The 16,268-nt window shown below is 70.9% G+C and carries 16 protein-coding genes; 8 read left to right on the top strand and 8 right to left on the bottom strand.

The genetic code is table 11. The features are described from left to right. Positions 1 to 181: 181 nt before the first annotated feature. Complete coding sequence (locus WME90_RS09320) at positions 182 to 1,144, bottom strand: serine/threonine-protein kinase (protein WP_437280731.1); 963 nt, start codon at positions 1,142 to 1,144, stop codon at positions 182 to 184. Between the two features lie 339 nt (positions 1,145 to 1,483). Between WME90_RS09320 and WME90_RS09315 the strand changes: the two genes are divergently transcribed. Further along, complete coding sequence (locus WME90_RS09315) at positions 1,484 to 2,518, top strand: site-2 protease family protein (protein ID WP_437280730.1); 1,035 nt, start codon at positions 1,484 to 1,486, stop codon at positions 2,516 to 2,518. A gap of 11 nt (positions 2,519 to 2,529) precedes the next feature. Here the strand turns inward: WME90_RS09315 and coaD are convergent, their stop codons facing one another. The 3 genes from coaD to WME90_RS09300 all read right to left on the bottom strand — a co-directional run bounded on the left by coaD (position 2,530) and on the right by WME90_RS09300 (position 5,484). Continuing rightward, the gene (coaD, locus tag WME90_RS09310; protein ID WP_437280729.1) at positions 2,530 to 3,027 is read right to left on the bottom strand and encodes a pantetheine-phosphate adenylyltransferase; all 498 of its coding nucleotides are present in this window, start codon (positions 3,025 to 3,027) and stop codon (positions 2,530 to 2,532) included. Between the two features lie 5 nt (positions 3,028 to 3,032). Next, positions 3,033 to 4,481 carry a tetratricopeptide repeat protein gene (locus WME90_RS09305; RefSeq protein ID WP_437280728.1) on the bottom strand — a complete coding sequence of 483 codons (1,449 nt, stop codon included), beginning with the start codon at positions 4,479 to 4,481 and terminating at the stop codon, positions 3,033 to 3,035. A gap of 106 nt (positions 4,482 to 4,587) precedes the next feature. After that, on the bottom strand, positions 4,588 to 5,484 hold the full coding sequence (locus WME90_RS09300) for a 3'-5' exonuclease (RefSeq protein ID WP_437280727.1): 897 nt from the start codon (positions 5,482 to 5,484) through the stop codon (positions 4,588 to 4,590). 289 nt (positions 5,485 to 5,773) lie between these two features. Between WME90_RS09300 and WME90_RS09295 the strand changes: the two genes are divergently transcribed. Beyond that, positions 5,774 to 6,475: an HNH endonuclease gene (locus tag WME90_RS09295; protein WP_437280726.1), complete on the top strand. Its 702-nt coding sequence runs from the start codon at positions 5,774 to 5,776 to the stop codon at positions 6,473 to 6,475. A gap of 114 nt (positions 6,476 to 6,589) precedes the next feature. Here the strand turns inward: WME90_RS09295 and WME90_RS09290 are convergent, their stop codons facing one another. Continuing rightward, a complete protein-coding gene (locus tag WME90_RS09290; protein ID WP_437280725.1) occupies positions 6,590 to 7,048 on the bottom strand; it encodes a hypothetical protein in 459 nt (152 codons plus the stop codon). 94 nt (positions 7,049 to 7,142) lie between these two features. Between WME90_RS09290 and WME90_RS09285 the strand changes: the two genes are divergently transcribed. Together WME90_RS09285 and WME90_RS09280 are read left to right on the top strand one after the other, a co-directional pair. Next, positions 7,143 to 7,838 carry an AgmX/PglI C-terminal domain-containing protein gene (locus tag WME90_RS09285; RefSeq protein WP_437280724.1) on the top strand — a complete coding sequence of 232 codons (696 nt, stop codon included), beginning with the start codon at positions 7,143 to 7,145 and terminating at the stop codon, positions 7,836 to 7,838. 27 nt (positions 7,839 to 7,865) lie between these two features. After that, positions 7,866 to 9,476, top strand: a complete 1,611-nt coding sequence (locus WME90_RS09280) for a hypothetical protein (RefSeq protein WP_437280723.1) — start codon at positions 7,866 to 7,868, stop codon at positions 9,474 to 9,476. 368 nt (positions 9,477 to 9,844) lie between these two features. Here the strand turns inward: WME90_RS09280 and WME90_RS09275 are convergent, their stop codons facing one another. Beyond that, complete coding sequence (locus tag WME90_RS09275) at positions 9,845 to 10,222, bottom strand: hypothetical protein (RefSeq protein WP_012234342.1); 378 nt, start codon at positions 10,220 to 10,222, stop codon at positions 9,845 to 9,847. Positions 10,223 to 10,723: 501 nt separating this feature from the next. On the opposite strand from WME90_RS09275, the gene WME90_RS09270 reads away from it, so the two are divergent. From WME90_RS09270 to WME90_RS09260, 3 genes are all read left to right on the top strand, one after another. Beyond that, a complete protein-coding gene (locus WME90_RS09270; protein ID WP_437280722.1) occupies positions 10,724 to 11,548 on the top strand; it encodes an OmpA family protein in 825 nt (274 codons plus the stop codon). Between the two features lie 10 nt (positions 11,549 to 11,558). Then, a complete protein-coding gene (locus WME90_RS09265; RefSeq protein ID WP_437280721.1) occupies positions 11,559 to 12,494 on the top strand; it encodes a Ppx/GppA phosphatase family protein in 936 nt (311 codons plus the stop codon). Between the two features lie 620 nt (positions 12,495 to 13,114). Next, the gene (locus WME90_RS09260) at positions 13,115 to 13,621 is read left to right on the top strand and encodes a CarD family transcriptional regulator (protein WP_012234339.1); all 507 of its coding nucleotides are present in this window, start codon (positions 13,115 to 13,117) and stop codon (positions 13,619 to 13,621) included. 145 nt (positions 13,622 to 13,766) lie between these two features. Here WME90_RS09260 and WME90_RS09255 read toward each other — a convergent pair whose 3' ends face one another. Then, the gene (locus WME90_RS09255; RefSeq protein WP_437280720.1) at positions 13,767 to 14,282 is read right to left on the bottom strand and encodes a hypothetical protein; all 516 of its coding nucleotides are present in this window, start codon (positions 14,280 to 14,282) and stop codon (positions 13,767 to 13,769) included. A 136-nt stretch (positions 14,283 to 14,418) separates the two neighbouring features. After that, positions 14,419 to 14,937: a tRNA (cytidine(34)-2'-O)-methyltransferase gene (locus WME90_RS09250; RefSeq protein WP_437280719.1), complete on the bottom strand. Its 519-nt coding sequence runs from the start codon at positions 14,935 to 14,937 to the stop codon at positions 14,419 to 14,421. 200 nt (positions 14,938 to 15,137) lie between these two features. Here WME90_RS09250 and WME90_RS09245 point away from each other — a divergent pair, with 200 nt between their 5' ends. Then, positions 15,138 to 16,262 (top strand): hypothetical protein, encoded by a 1,125-nt coding sequence (locus WME90_RS09245; protein ID WP_437280718.1) that lies wholly within the window; start codon positions 15,138 to 15,140, stop codon positions 16,260 to 16,262. Positions 16,263 to 16,268: the final 6 nt, after the last annotated feature.

Genomic DNA, 16,268 nt, shown 5'->3' with positions numbered 1-16,268 from the left:
GGCCCGCGCCCGCGGACCCCCGAACCGCGCCGGCTCGCTCGCCGCGGCCAGTGTCGGCCTGACGAGCGGATCCGGCTGTCGCCCGGAACAAGAGATGGTAACGGCCGTCTAGCAGGGCTTCGCCGTGAGAGCAAAGCCGAGGCGCAGGGAGGCAGACGGAAGGCTCCGGAGCGAGCGGGCTTCACGGTTTGGTGCCCCAGTGCCCGACGCCGGGGGGCGGCGGCGCGCCGGCGTCGGGCTGGACGGGGGACGCCGTCCCGGCGCCGGCCTCGGGCGTCGCGAGCAGCGCCTGCCGCAGCTCCGCCATCGAGGAGAACCGGCCGCGGGGGTCCTTCACGAGCGCCTTGCGCACGACGGCGTCGAGCTCGCGCGAGATGAGCAGCCCCGGGTGGACCCGGTGCAGCGGCGGCAGCGGCTCGCGCCCGTGCTTCTCTGCGATGGCCGGGTACGGGCCCTGAAATGGGACACGCCCCGCGAGCATCTCGTAGAGCACGATGCCCAGGGAGTAGACGTCGGCGGCGGGCGCTGCAGGCGCGCCCTGCGCCTGCTCGGGAGCCATGTACTCCGGCGTCCCGACGACCCGGGGCAGCAGCGCGCCTTCGGCGCCTTGGCCCTGGATGAACGAGAAGCCGAAGTCGAGCAGCTTGACGATCTCGCGCCCATCGGCGGCGTGCACGAGGAACACGTTCTCCGGCTTCACGTCGCGGTGAATCACGCCGGCGCGGTGCGCGGCGTCGACGCCCGAGGCGAGGTCGGCGGCGATCCGGACCGCGCGAGAGGGGACGAGCGTTCGGGTGAACGTCAGCGTGTCCGCGAGATCGAGCCCGACGAGCAGCTCCATCGCGAAGCACGGCGCGTCGCCGGCGCGCTCGAGCGCCTCGACGCAGAGGACGTTGGGGTGACGGACGCGCGACGCAGCGCCGGCCTCTCGCTCGAACCGCGCGACGAGCAGCGGATCGTCGCGGAGCTCTGCCCGGAGGACCTTGACCGCGACGCGCGACGCCGCGGGCTCGTGAGGCCTACCGACGCGGTCCGCGAGGTAGACGTGCCCGACCCCGCCGCTGCCGAGCAGCTGCACGACGCGGTACCTGTCGCAGAGGAGCTTGCCCACGAGCGCTTCAGCGGCGACGCGAGCGGGAGGCATGGGATCGATCGTAGCGCAGTCGCGCCTGTCGAAGGGCACAGGGACGCCACCGCGGCGCAGAAGAAGAGCGCTGGCCAGCCCCCGCGCAGCCAGAAGGTTCGCTCCCGTACCAGCAGCCGGCCACGGCGCGCGATCAGCACTTGCGGAGCAGAGCTCGGGCTACGACCGCTTCGACCGACCGGGCCGACGCCACAGCAGGACAGCGCGCAGGGGATGACGCGCAAAGTCATCGGTGGGACGCGGAGCCCTGGCCGCGCCGGCGGCGAGCTGCCCGCCCCGAACGCAGGAGCGCGTGGATCGCTTGAGCGGCGACGAGGAGGCGGCCACGCTTAGCGGCGCATGACCGACGATCGTCGATCCTCCACCCCGAGCACGCTCGACCTCGACGCCGAGCGGGCGCCCGCGGCGACGAGCTCCGCAGGGCTGAGCGCTCCAGCCGCTTCGCGCCCGCCTCCGCTGCGATGGAAGAAGAACCTCGCGCTCTTCTGCCTGACGGTCGTCTCGGTGTTCGTCGCCGGCACGCTCTGGGCCCCGATCACGCCGGACGACGGCAGCGCGCTCTCCTTCGTGAAGGCGCTGCCGCAGGCGTGGCCCTTCGCGGTGCCGTTCCTGTCGATCCTGCTGGCGCACGAGTTCGGGCACTACTTCGCAGCGCGCGCGCACGGGGTCGAGGCGTCCCTCCCCTACTTCATCCCGCTCCCCGTGGTGAGCCCGCTCGGCACGATGGGCGCGGTGATCTCGATGAAGGGCAGGATCAAGTCGCGCAACGCGCTGCTCGACATCGGCGCCTCCGGCCCGCTGGCCGGCCTCGTGGTGGCGCTCCCGGTCCTCTTCGTCGGCCTCATGCGCTCGGAGGTGCACGCCTCGTCCGGACCTGCGCTCCAGGAGGGGCGCAGCCTCCTCTATCTCCTGCTGAGGCGGCTCGCGGTCGGCCCGATCCCGGAGAACCACGACGTCTTCCTCGGCCCCACGGCGATGGCGGGGTGGGCCGGGCTGCTCATCACGGCGCTCAACCTCTTTCCCGTCGGCCAGCTCGACGGAGGGCACGTCGCCTACGCGTTGTTCGGCAAGCAGCAGGACCGCTACAGCCGCGCCGCGCACTTCCTGATGCTCGCGCTCTTCTTGGGCAACGTCGCCTATTTCACGCGGCACTTCATCGCGGAGGGGCTGTCCGAGGCGCTCCCCTCGGCGATCGCGAACGGGCTGCCGTGGCTCACGTGGTTCGGCCTCGTCTACCTGATGCTGCGCATGGGTGGGCGGGAGCACCCCCCCACGGAGGCCGGCGAGCTGTCGCCGGCGCGCAAGGCGATCGCGGTGGTGACGCTGCTCTTGTTCGTGCTCCTGTTGATGCCGACCCCGTTCGGCACCTACTGAGCGCGCGAGCCTCAGGTCTTCGCGGCGCCGAACTTCGCCCGGAGCGCGTCGCAGACGGCCGCGGGCGCGTAGTGGCTGACGTCGCCGCCGTGGCTCGCGATCTCGCGCACGAGCGACGCGGAGACGAAGCCGTAGTTGGTGCGCGTCGGCAGGAAGACCGTATCGACGCCGGGCAGCATGTCCGCGTTCGCGTGGGCGATCTGCAGCTCGTACTCGAAGTCGGTCGCCGCGCGCAGGCCGCGGACGATCACCCGCGCGCCGACCCGCTGGCAGTACTGGATGAGGAGCCCTTCGAAGGAATCGATCCGCGCGTTCGTCACCTCGCTCGTTGTCTGGCGCAGCAGCTCCAGGCGCTCCGAGTAGGTGAAGAGCGGGTGCTTCGTCGGATGCCGGCCGACCGCGATGATCACCTCGCCGAACAGCTTCGACGCGCGCTGGATCAGGTCGAGGTGACCGAACGTGATCGGATCGAAGCTCCCCGCGTAAACTGCCAACAGATCCTTGGACATGGCGCTCACTGGTCCGGCGTCCGCTTGGGAGTGCCCGCGGGCAGCGCCGACTTCGGCGCGGCCGCAGACAGAGTCGCCTTGGGAGCGGCCGCAGGCGGCGCCGCCTTGGGAGCGGCCGCGGGCGGCGCCGCCTTGGGAGCGGCCGCGGGAGGGGCCGGCGGTGCCTGGAGCGCGGGCCCCTGGAGCGCAGGTGTGCCGGGCTCGCCTGCTGGACCGGCGCCCTCTGCTGGCAGGGCGGCGGGGGCCTGCCCTTCGTTGGCGGGCGCGGGCTCGCTGCCCCGGAGCACCTTGTTCACGGCGACGTCGTCCTCGATCCACATGAGCCGGCCGCCGTCGCCGAAGGTGACACGGAAGTAGGCGAGCAGCCCCGCGCCGATCACGCCGTCCAGATCGAGCTGGAGCTGCTTCTCGAGCGTTTGGAGCGGCGCACCGTACACGCCCGGGACCTTGGGGATCTCCAGCGCGCCGAGCCGCAGCATCGGCACGACGCCCTGCTTCAGCTTCTGCTCCGGATCCAGCTCGACCCGCTTCAGCCCATCGGCCTCGAAGCCGGCCTTCTTCCAGCCTTCCTTGTCGAGCGCGATCGGGAACGTCATCGACGTGTCGATGAGCAGCGGCCCCTGCACCGACTTGTCGGGGCCGAGGCTGCTCCGCAGCACCATGCCGCCGCCCTTGATGAAGGCGACGTCGACGCGCGTCGCGTCGGGCGGCGCTGGCGGGGAGAAGCTGCGCACGACGAACTGCCAACCGCTGTAGTCGATGGTCGCGTTGAGGCGCCGGAGCAGGTTCACCCCGAGCAGCGCCTTGACCGGCGCGCCGATCTGCTTCGACACGCCCGAGAGATCCTGCGTGAGGGCGGGCACGTCGTTGATCTCGAGCTTCTTGCCGAAACGGAGGGAGACCCAGCTCGGCTCCTTGCGGGTGCTGCTGTCGAGGACCACCTCGCCCGTGCCGGTCGACACCATCGCGAGCGCCGACTCGCCGTCGATCTCGAGCGGGACGACGAAGAACGGGGCCGCGGCGCTGACGTGCTGCATCTCGATCGCCGCGAGGAGCGCGCCCGAGACCGTGAACGGCGCGCGTCCCGCCCCGCGCCTCGCGAGCTTGGCGATCGACTTCGCCCACTCGTCGACGACATCGGGATCGTCGAGCATCGCCTCGAGCTCGTCAGCAGCGGCGTCGAGGTCGCCCTTGTACCAGAGCGCGCGCCCGCGGAGCCCCGCGGCCTCGGAGCCGGCGACGCCCTTGAGGAGGCGCAGCGCCTCGGCGTAGTCGAGCCGGGCCAGCGCGATGCGCCCCGCGAGCAGCCGGGCCTCGGTGTCGGTCGGGGCGATCGTCAGCGCCCTCGCGACCGCATCGCGCGCGTTCTCGACGTCGGCGGACTGGAACTCCTGTCGGGCGCGGGCGAGCCATTTCTCGGCCGCCGGCGGGCGGGCGGACTCGGGGCCGATCATGGTCGAGCACGAGGCGAGGACGGTCGCGGTCAGGAGGCCGCCGAGGCGGACAGCGAGGGAGCTTCTCGTCGGCGACGTTCGGTTCGAATGGATTCGCACGTGGATCTCAGGCCCTTTGCGGCACGCCGTCCGGCCCGAGCTCTCCCGGCGAAATCGGCTCGATCGCCAGGATGCGATCGGCCCGTAGCTCGCGGCGGCTGCGCGACGGGAGCAGATAGCCGAGAACCCGGGGTGGGTCGAGGTCCGTTCGCACCCCCGTTATCCGTACGACGAGCTCCTCCGGCCCCCGGCGCGCCGGACGGTACCGGACGCGCACGGTGGCTGCATGCTCGGCCGCGCGCACCGCCGCGGCCACCAGCGCCGGACGGGCGTGGCGCTCGCCGATCCGGACGTGCCACAGGTCGCGCGGCGTCCGCGGGGCGAGGACCTCCACGACCTTGCGGAACACGGAGCGCATGGCGTGGACGTCGTCTTCGGCGCGGTGCGCGCGCTCGCGGTGCACGCCGAGCTCCCGGCAGAGGGAGGCGAGGCTGTGGCTCGGCAGGGCGAAGGCCCGGCGGGAGAGGACGAGCGTGTCGAGGTAGTACGGGACGCGCCTCGCCCTACCCGCCCGCGCGAACTCGGCCTCGAGGAACGCCACGTCCCATGCGGCCGCGTGCGCGACGAGCACCGCGCCCTCCGTGACCTTGTCGATGCGATCGCAGAGCTCGGAGAACGTGGGCGCGCCCGCGAGCTCGCGGGGATCGATGCCGTGCACGTGCGCGTTGCCGAACACGCCTGGCTCGGGCCGCACGAGCGACGTGATCGCGTCCTCGCACGCGTCCCCCCGCGTCCGCTCGGCGCACACCTCGATCACGCGATCGCTCTCGGGACGGAGGCCCGTCATCTCGAGATCGAGGAACACGAGCGGCGCGCGCTCGATCGGATCATCCCAGGGCGAACCGGCGGGGGGCTCCGCGCCGGTCGCCCGCTCGGGCCCCACCCCTTCGCGCTGCTCCGTCATCCGACCTGCTTCCCCACCACGGCGGCTCGACCCTGGAGACGACCGTCCCTCGACATGGACGCGTCTTAGCGAATACCGCGCCCGATCGAAAGCGATCCGCGCGGAGCGCCGAGCGCGGCACGCCCGGCCCGTGACGTCCGGGCTCCGGCGTCGCGGCCCCGCGCGGCCGAGCTTCGAGCGGGCGCGGGGCTTCGATGCGAGGCCCCGAGCGCGCAGGACGCCGCATCGGGCCCGATCCGCGGCGCGGCGGCGGCGGAGATCCAGCAGAAACGCTGTCGTGCAGCGCCGGATGTTCACCGGAGCTTTCGTTGCTACACTCCCCAGCGTGCCGGACGGGGTAGCTACAGTCCCGGGGGGCTCTCCTCACGAGGAGCTCGATCTCGGCGACGGGTTTTCGGGGTTCCACCGTGAGCGTAGGACCGAGCCGCTCGATCTCCCGGTCCTCGTGGTGAACCGCTTCTTCCAACCTGTGCAGATCACGACGGCTCGCCGCGCTTTCCTGCTGCTCTTCGGCGGGGCCGCGCTCGCCGTCGACGAGATCGGTGATCTCCACGATTTCTCGGCCTGGCGGAGCTTGCCGGTGCGCGACAGGGACGATGGCCTCCCCGTCGTCGGCGGCTCGCTCCGCGTGCCGCGTGTCCTGCACCTCCGCCGGTACGACCGCATGCGGCGCCCCACGATCCGGCTGACGCGGAAGAACGTGATGCTCCGCGACACGCACCAGTGCCAGTACTGCGCGCGCCGCCCGCCCGTCCGCGACCTCAACATCGACCACGTGCTCCCCCGGTCGCGCGGCGGCGAGGACACCTGGGAGAACCTCGTGACCGCGTGCCGCACGTGCAACCTCCGCAAGGGCTGGCGCACGCCGGACGAGGCCAGCATGCGGCTCATCCGCCAGCCGCTGCCGCCGCGGTGGTCGGCGACGATGCAGATCCTGATCGGCTTGCCGCATTCGTTCGAGGAGTGGAGCCCCTTCCTCAGGGCCGGCTGACCGCTCCCCGGCGGGTCCCCCTTGGCGCATCCCTCGTCGGCAGGCGCCGATGCACCGACCGTTCACCTCGGCGCAGCCCCGGGCGCCGGAGGCAGGGGCCGACGGGCCGATCGCTCACGGTGCGACGGTCACGCGCCCCTGCCCGTCGCAGTAGGCGACCGCTCTCCACCCCTCCGCGGTGCAGAGGAAGAAGTCGACGCAGCCGGTCGAGCACGCGGTATCCACGCAGGTCTCCGCGGCCTCCGCCGGGCAGTCCGGCTGCTGCAAGGCCGGCGTGCAGCCAGCGGCCTCGCCGCTGCGATCCAGCGTTATCATCTCGCACGCGCCGCCTGGACCGCCTCCCACGCCCGCCTCCTCGACGGGCTCGCCGGGTGCATCGCAGCGCGCGACCTCCGTCCAGGCCCCCTCGAAGCAGTCGTAGAGGGCACCGCACGCGGCATCGTCGCACGTTCCCCCCCGGCCGACCGGGCACCCTCCCTGGGGGATCTCCCTGCACAGCTGCGGCTCCTCGATGGGATCGCAGCCTGCCGGCGCGACCGCGGCGGCCGCGACGAAGAACAGCGGGATCTTCAAGACGGGCCTCAGGAGAGCGCAGTTGCCGACGCGAGGGGCAGAAAAATGCAAGGCGCCTCGCCTCCGCTCAGCCGAACCGTTTAGTATGCGCGCCATGCGTCCCTGCGCCACCGCCAGCGCCGTGTTCACCGGAGTCCTCCTCGCCGCTGCCCTGTTCGCGGCCTGCTCGAGCGGCACCGCGCCGCCTTCACAGCCGGACAGCGCGCCGCTTGGTACTTCGCCGCCTTCGCCGCCGCCTGCCTCGCAGCCGACGCCGGCCACGGCCCCGGGCGCAGCGGACCCGGGCGCCACGGCCCCAGGCGCAGCGGACCCGGGCGCCACGGCCCCGGGCGCCGCTGCGCCCGCGCAGCCGGACCGGCCTGCGAGCCGCAAGAAGGCCCCCGAGACCGTCGAGGACTGCAAGGTGATCGCCTCCGAGATCACGAACGAGCCGCCGGACGGCGGGGTCGTGATGAACAACGCGATGACCGGCGCCGACGCAGGATCGAGCGATCGCCTGCAGCCGCTCGTCGACGCGATCAAGGCGAGGCGCGACGGCTTCCGCTGCTGCTTCGATCTGTACGCCCGCAAGCACCCGGGCGCGCAGGGCAGGATCACGTGGCAGCTCAAGCTGAAGCCTGACGGGACATTCGAGGAGGCGAGCATCGTGCGCGACAAGAGCGACGTGACCGCGCCGCAGATCGAGTCCTGCATGGAGGAGCTCGCGAAGTCGGTCACCTGGGCGCGCTCGCCGAGCGGCAAGGAGACCGTGCTGACCTACCCCTTCGATTTCAAGCGACGCAACTACTAGCAGCGCGCCGCGGCGAGGAGCACGTCAGTGTCGAGCGACGCTTCGGGGATCCTGCGCGGCTCGGGCCACCCCGGCCGCAACGCCTACGCCGAGCTGCTCCGCGACACGCGCGGCCTCAGGCGAGAGCAGCAGCAAGCGCGCGAGGCGTGGTTCGCGCGCCTCGCGGCCGACAAGAAGGACGAGACGCTCTTCGAGCTCGAGATCCTCCTGAAGGGCGTCGCCTGCTTCGCGAACCCGCGGAACCACCCTGGCGCCGGGCGGCGCCAGACGATCGTCAGCCACGACTTCCGCGAGCACCTCCAGCACGCCCGCGACGGCATGGCGCGCGTGGTCCAGCTGACGCGCACCATGCTCGGCGATCGCGATCGCGCCTTCGTCTTCCAGCGCTACCTGGAGACGGTGCTCCCGGAGGACACGGCGCGCACGCGCCTCCTCCACGCGACGATGGCGCAGGAGTCGCCGGAGTCGAGCCTCTTCGTGCTGCGGCACGGCTTCACGAACCTCATCGAGGTCGCAGGCGGGCTGCTCCGGCTGCCGAGGATCAACTTCAGGCTCTTCTACGCTCACCTCGCGACGGCGATGCGCGAGATCGCCCAGAGCACGTTCTTCAACCCGCTCCACGCGCTCGAGTTTCGCCCGGAGTTCGATCGCATCCCGTCGACGCAGGTGCTCGAGCTGATCCACCGTGTGCCCGGCGAGCAGGCCCACCGGCTCGTGGCGCTCACGTTCCTCGCGCTGTTCAGGATGCTCCGGTACCTCCGCCTGCTCGACGCCATCGCGCTCGATCACTCGGATCACCGCGTGGCCGGGCGCGGGTACCTCGTGCTCGCGGTCCTGCGCAGCGACGCCCGCGCGCTCTCGAACTACCTCCGGCGCCGGGCGGGCGCGCTGCTCGCGGACAGCTTCGAGCGCGATCTCCTGCGCGTGCCCGCGAGCGACATCGTCGCGCGCCATGACGAGCTCGCCGCCGAGGGGCACCGCCTCCTCTCCACGAAGGTCGCGCTGACCGGGCTCGCCGCGAACCTGCGGCTCGAGATGCGCCGCGCGTTCGAGCACGACCTCCCGCCCGCGGACGCGCTGGTGAGCGAGTCCGAGTACCGGGTCCGCCTCCGCGCCGTCTCGCACGGCCTCCGCCCCGCCCTCCAGAACGCGATCCTGTTCCTCGGCAGATCGCTCGGCGCGAAGCTCGAGGAGGGCCGCGTCTTCGACGATCAGGCCGCGCGGCGCGCGACGAGCGATCGCCTCCGGCGCGACGTGTGGATGTTCGCCCAGATCGCGCGCGCGTTCGCGAGCAAGGCGCGCCACACGGGCCCGGCGCCCGATCGATGGACCGGCATCGCGAGCTTCGCGTTCGTGCGCGAGTTCCTGTCGTACTTCCGGGCGATGGGCTACCCGCTGCTCCGGGTGGGCGACTATCCCCACGTCGACGCGTTCGTCTCCGCGATGACCGCGCTCGAGGAGAGCGACCTGCTCGATCCCCAGCGGCTCGACGCCGCCATCCGCGAGTGCGAGGCGTTCTTCGAGTTCCTGATGAAGCTGTTCGAGCAGATCTCGAAGCGCGAGGACCTGGCTGGCGTCCCGTTCGATCGCAAGGGCGCCGCGCGCGCTCTCCGGCTCTACCTCGGCGAGCGCACCTGAGCGCCCCTCGCGGGCCGCGCCGTCGCTCCAGCGCCGCAGCGAGGACACGAGCGCCGCTCGCGGCTCCTGGGAGCCCCCGGCAGTCCGTCAGCACCGAGCGGGAACCACGAGCACCCCCCGCCGATCCGAGACGCCGGCCGACAGGGGCAGCACACCGCGCGCCGACGCCGGACACCGCGGTCGCAGGCGGTGGCGCCGCCGCGGGGATGTCGTCCACCCGCGGGCGCCTCCACGCTGGACCCGTGCGCCCAGAGCAGCGGCGTCCTCACCCCCCGAGCATTTTGTAAGGCGGGTTATCTCGTCGCGACCGGCCGATCGGCTCGTTGCGCCTCGACCTCGTGGAAGACGCGAGGCGCTCCCGTGTCGCCTTATTCCGACTCGTCGGACGGCCCGGTGCTCGCAGGAGCCGGGGCCGGCGTGCTCTTGCGCGCGCCGCGGGTGCTCGCGCCCTTGGCCGGCGCCCGCTTGGCGGCGGCGCGTCCCCGAGGAGCGGCCGCCTTCTTCGGCGCAGCCGCCCGCTTGCCGGCGGCCTTCGCCTTGCGCTTCGGAGCGGCCTTCTTCGCGGCCGGCTTCTTGGCGGCGGCGCGCTTCGGGGTCTTCTTGGCGGCGGCGCGCTTCGGGGCGGCCTTCTTCGCTGCCTTCCGCGCCGGCTTCTTCGCGACCTTCCCGGCCTTCGCGGCGGCCGGCTTCTTGGCCGACTTCGTCACCTTCTTCGCAGGCTTCTTCGCGGTCTTCTTAGCAGCCATTGGAAATCCTCCTGCATTCGCCCCGGCACGGCACGGCGGACATCGCCCAACGTCCTCTCCGCTACAGTTTCCTTACCGAGGCAACAGATGTTGCACGACGTATATTGCCACGCATGGTGATGGTCAAGGAAAATCTTGCAGGCCCTAAACTGATGTATCCCGTGTGTTCCAGGCAAACTGGTCCGCAAGCGTTGCGAGGGTAAACGTCGGAGCAGGCCGTGGCGAAAACAACCCGACCGCACCGGTAACAGATTTTGACAGAATTTCGTTGACAATCGAAACGATGTCTGTCTTGGCCCTCTTCGCTCCTCCCTGGCGATGGCGCGCCTGCACGGCGCGGCAAACGGCGCCGGTACGCTCATGGTCGCACGGAGCACCAGCGTTGCGCAGGCTCTAGAGAGCCTTGTGCGGCGCCATTCGCCTCGCTACGGTCGCGGCGCCTGCGCGGCGACCCTCATGGCCGAGCGCCGCGCTGCTCTAGGCTGCTCTAGGAGGAAAGGTATGTTGGTTCGTCGCTCGACGTCGTGGTTGTTGCTTGGCGCAACGCTCCTTGCGGGCTCGGGGGCGCTCGGGTGCGGCTACTCGGAGGAGGAGATGCAGGCGAAGGTCCGCGAGATCGAGGGCCTGAAGACCCAGCTCAGCGCCGAGCAGGCGCAGAACAAGAAGGCCAAGAGCGAGCTCGACGAGGCGGCCGCCCGCATCGAGCAGCTCAAGTCCCAGCTCAAGACGGCGGGCGTGGACATCTCCAACCTGAACGCGAACCTCGAGCAGCAGGCGCGCGCCCTCGAGGACTTCCGCCGCCGTGCCCAGCAGCTCGAGGACATCAAGAAGCGCTTCGAGGTCCTGCGGGACAAGCTCCAGGCCCTCACGAAGCTGGGGCTCAGCGTGACCGTCCGCAACAACCGGATGGTCATCCAGCTGCCCGGCGACGTCCTCTTCGACTCGGGACGGGAGACGCTGAAGAAGGAGGGCCAGGAGATCCTGCTCAAGGTGGCCGAGGTCATCCGCAACGACGCCGGGCTGTCGGCGCGCTCGTTCCAGGTCGCGGGGCACACGGACAACGCGCCGCTCGCCGGCGGCCGTTTCAAGGACAACTGGGGGCTCAGCGTGATGCGCGCCCGCGAGGTGCTCGCGTTCCTGCTCCAGCCCGAGGACAAGGGCGGCGGCGGCCTCAAGCCCGAACGGTGGAGCGCCTCCGGCTACGGCGACACCGACCCGGTGAAGGCCAACGACACCCCGGAGAACAAGCAGGCCAACCGGCGCTGCGAGCTCGTGGTGCTGCCGAACGTCGAGGAGATGCTCGACCTGAAGACGCTCACCCAGTAAGGCCCAAAGCATGAGCGTCGCGGCCATCGACATCGGCACGAACTCGGTCCTCCTGCTCATCGCCGAGCGCCGCGGGGGCGAGCTCGTCGCGCTCGTCGAGCGCGCGACCATCACCCGGCTCGGCCAGGGGGTCGACGCGGCGCGCGCGCTCGCGCCCGAGGCCGTGGAGCGCACGCTCGCCTGCCTCGCCCGATACGGAGAAGAGCTCCGGTCCCGGGGGGTCGAGCGCGTCGACGCCGTTGGGACCAGCGCGATGCGCGACGCCGCCGGCGGGGAGGCGTTCATCGCCCGCGCCCGCGAGCTCATCGGCGTCGCGCCGCGCGTGATCTCCGGGCCAGAGGAAGCAGAGCTCACGTACGCCGGAGCGCTGACGGGGCTCGACCTGCCGGCCCGAGGTCCCACGATCGTGTTCGACGTGGGCGGGGGCAGCACGGAGATCATCGTCGGCAACGCCGGCGGCGCGGTGGAGCAGGCGGTGAGCCTCGACGTCGGGAGCGTCCGCCTGACGGAGCGTCACATCCGCACGGATCCGCCGACCAGCGGGGAAATCGAGGCCGTCCGAGCCGATGCTCGGGCGGCGCTGGCGACGGTTCCAGCCGTGTCCCTGCTCGCCGCGCCTACCCTGGTCGGCGTCGCGGGGACGGTGACGACCCTCGCGGCGCTCGTGCGCCACGTGGCGCCCTACGACGGCGCCCGCGTGCATGGCGCGCGGGTCTCCGGGGCAGAGATCGTGGACGCCACGGCCCGCCTCGCTTCCCTGCCGCTCGCCGCGCGCAGGCAGCTGCCCGCCCTGGATCCAGCGCGCGCGGACGTCATCGTGGCCGGCAGCGTGCTCATCGAGGAGATCCTCGCCTGGGCCTCGAGGCTCGCCGGGGCTCCTGTCGATCTCGTCGCTTCGGATCGCGGCGTCCGCTGGGGGCTCGCCGAACGGCTCAGCGCCGCCTGAGCACCCCGGCTCGTTTGAAGGCCGGACGGACGGGGCGCTCGCGGTCCGTCGCGTCCGTCACATTTTCGAGTCATCCCACCCAGGTCAGGTCCGCCACCTCTCCCGGAGAGGCCCGCTCTGCCCTAAACTAGGCGGGTGAGCCGGCGCCCATCCACGCCGATGCCTCCATCGGTACACACTGTCACCCCGCCCGACCCCGAGAAAAAACCAGAGTGATCACGCCACGATGGCTCAACCACGGGGATTTTCGTTGACGTATCTCGGCCAGCTCACTAGAGTGCGCGCGCCTGGCGCAAACCGGCCCTTTTTCATGAGGGCCGTTCCCCCGACCTCAATCCCTTCCGCCCGGAACCGTCCGCATCAACCGCTGCTTCTCAAGATTCCGCTGTGCACGCCAGAGCACCAACCTCTCGCGGGTCATGGCGGGTGCTCGCGTTCCTGCTTCTCGCACAGCGGTCTCGAGCGGCGGCGCATGGCTCTTTTCTCGGAATGCGTGACGGTGTGTGTCGGTTCTGCGGGTCCAGGTTCAACCGCATGTGCAGCGTACGCCCCTCGATGGGATTTCGGGAGGCAGACGAAAAACTAAAAAGGACGGCGGGGTGGAAGGCAAAGGAGACGATATGCAGGCTCGTTCGGAGATCCAGTTCAAGGTGGGCGACAAAGCCGTCTACCCGGCCCAAGGCGTGGCCGAGGTGGTCAACATCGAGGAGAAGGACATCGCTGGCAACCGTCAGCGATTCTATGTTCTCCGCATCTTGGACACGGATCGAAAGATCATGGTTCCAGTCAGCAACGCGAGCGCGGTCGGCCTTCGCCAGGTCATCTCTGAACAGGAAATTCGGGAAATTTTCGACATCCTCCGCGAGCGTACCATCGCGTTCGACAACCAGACCTGGAACCGTCGGTACCGCGGCTTCATGGACAAGATCAAGACGGGTTCTATTTACGACGTCGCGGAGGTGCTACGCGACCTCTATCGCTTGAAGACGGACAAGCAGCTCTCGTTCGGTGAGCGCCGCATGCTCGACACCGCCCGGACGCTGATCGTGAAGGAGATCGCGATCGCCCGAGGTCAGACGGAAGAGCAGGTGAAGACCGAGATCGAGGCGATCTTTCTCGCCAACTAAGGCGTTACCTGATGGTTAGCGGCCCTGCGGCCGCTGCCGATGGAGGCCGGCACTGCCGGCCTCCGGGCTTTTGTGGGCCCGAAATTCCGCGCCTGGGGAGCTCGGAGCGCGATCCGCCGCGGCGCCCCCGGCGGCCCGGGCGCGTTCAGAGATCGCTGCCTGGTCGCTTCTGCACGGGAGGAAGTGGGGGCAGCGCCACGTCGACGCGCCACCCCGCGTCCTCGTAGACGCAGGGCACCTGGACACGCTCTCCCGGGAGCAGGCCGGCGACGTCCACGAGGGCGTGGGCGCCGGAGATCTGGGCGGTGTACCGCTGCGGCTCGAAGCGCAAGAGGAAGCGGGACGGCGTGATCATCGCTTCGGGCGCGATCGCCTTCCCGGTCGCGGCGCTGTAGCGCTGCGCGCGCGACGCGAGGTTGTCCCGAGCGCGCCGGGACAAGAGCTCGAACGCGGCCTTGGCCTCCGCCGGATCGCCGTGCAGCTGACGCAGGCGCGCGACGAGCTCCCGGACGGCACCGTCGGGCGTGCCGCTCGGAGGCCGCCTGCTGCATCCGACGGAGGCGAGCGCCGCGATCGAGAGCGCGACCGCCACGCCGGCCCGAACGAGGCGCGAGGCCGGCCAGCGGGCGTCATGTCGCGCGGGGTGCCGGTGCATGACCATGCCGCCCTCTCCTTAGAACGACACGTCGCCGACGTCCACGGCGCGCGGCCGCCACCTCCGGGGCGACGTCGCGATGGATCGCGTTGTCACGCGCCGTCACGCGTTGCCACGCGCTGTTACGCGCCGCTACTCGTCGTTACGCCGGCGCGGCGCCGGCGAGCGCGCCCACCTGCCGGAGCGCTTCGTAAAGGACGATAGACACAGCGTTGGCCAGGTTGAGGGAGCGCACGGGACCCAGGGTGGGAATGCCGAAGACGTCGTCCGGCATCCGGGCGAGGAGCTCGGGGTCGAGGCCCACGCTCTCCTTGCCGAAGACCAGGGCGTCGCCTGGCCGGAAGTCCGCGTCGAGGTAGCTCCGCGGGGCCACCGCGCTGAAGAGGCGCAGCCGCGCGTTCGGGTGATGGTGGCGAAAGTGGGCGATGTCGAGCTGCTGCTCGAGCGTGACCAGGTGCCAGTAGTCAAGCCCCGCGCGGCGGACGCTCCGCTCGTCGATGCGGAACCCGAGCCTCCCGAGCAAGTGCAAGGGGCTCTGCGTCGCAGCGGCGAGCCGCGCGATGTTGCCTGTGTTCTGCGGGATCTCCGGCTCCACCAGCACGATCCGGAACGGCGGATCGAGCGGCGCCGCACGGAGCCGGGGGCGACCATCTTTGAGCACGCCCTCTCTTTCCGCGACGCGACCGCGCGCCGCAACCCCCGAGCGGGGATCGCGCGCGCGGTCTGGCTCGCCAGCGCCGCCTCCACGGGTAGCCGGCTCACGCGGTCGCGCGGAAAACGCGATCGGAACGGACGGAGGCCCCTCTGTCCGCTTGACGGCTGTACGAACGGACACGTAGCCTCCCGCCTCGGAGACACGGAATGCGCGCATCTTGCTGGATCGCCTCGGCTATTGCCCTCACAGGAGTGGCGTCGTCCTCGCTCGCGGCCGCCGACAGCATGGATCCGGCGCTCGCGCGCCTCGTGCGCGAACCGGACGGCGCCGTACCCTGCCGCATCGCAGGGCCGGAGGGTGGCCTCTACTACAACCCCGCATCGCGTTATCAGCGCTGCCTGACCGACGACGCTGCGTTCGCCAAGCTCATCGCGCAGTACGGCTTCGCCGTGGCGCCGTCGGCGATGCACGCGGCGCGGACCACGGGCTACGGCGGGTTCGAGATCGGCATCGAGGCCAACTACACGAAGATTGACAGCGAAGCCGACTACTGGAAGCAGGGGACGCAGGGACCGCAGGATCCGACGAGCAAGAACTTCTCCATCGAGAACCGGAGCCCGGACTCGCTCCTGCAGCACTACTCCCTCAAGGTCCGCAAGGGGTTTCCGTTCGGCTTCGAGCTCACCGGCGCCGTCGGGTTCCTCGCGAACACAGGCCTCGTCAGCGCGGGCGCCGACGTGCGCTGGGCGCTGTTCGAGGGGTTCCGCCGAGGGCTCCCCGCGATCCTCCCGGAGCTCGCCGTCGGCGGCAGCGTCCGGACCGTCACCGGGACCGAGGAGTTCCAGCTGACGGTCGCCGGCGTCGACGCCGAGATCTCCAAGCCCCTGCCGATCGGAGGCACGGTCGTGCTCACCCCCTACGCCGGCTACCAGTGGCTCCGGATCTTCGGCGACTCCGGGCTCATCGATCTCACCCCGAACACCGACGCGGTGAACTTCTGCAACTTCCGAGGGGTGAACTCGCCCGCCAACCCCGTGCAGGGGCAGAACGGCGAGCTCCCCCACGACGGCCAGCCGGTGTGCGCGGGCGGCTCCCAGGCCGACTTCAACAACACCGTCGTGTTCGACCCCGTGCGCATGAACCGCCACCGGCTGCTTTTCGGCGCCCAGCTGCGGTTCCAGATGGTCAAGCTCGGCGCGCACTTCATCACCGACGTCGTGAGCCCCGAGGACGCGAACCAGGGTGAGGCGAACGAGATCAACGGCGAGAACAAGTTCGCCGGGCTCGGGTCGCAGTGGACCCTCGGGATCGATCTCGGCGCCGTGTTCTGAGGCGCG

It is taken from the genome of Sorangium sp. So ce375, from assembly GCF_051473855.1.
Taxonomy (GTDB): Bacteria; Myxococcota_A; Polyangia; order Polyangiales; family Polyangiaceae; genus Sorangium.
This window is presented reverse-complemented; position numbering and strand designations above follow the sequence as displayed.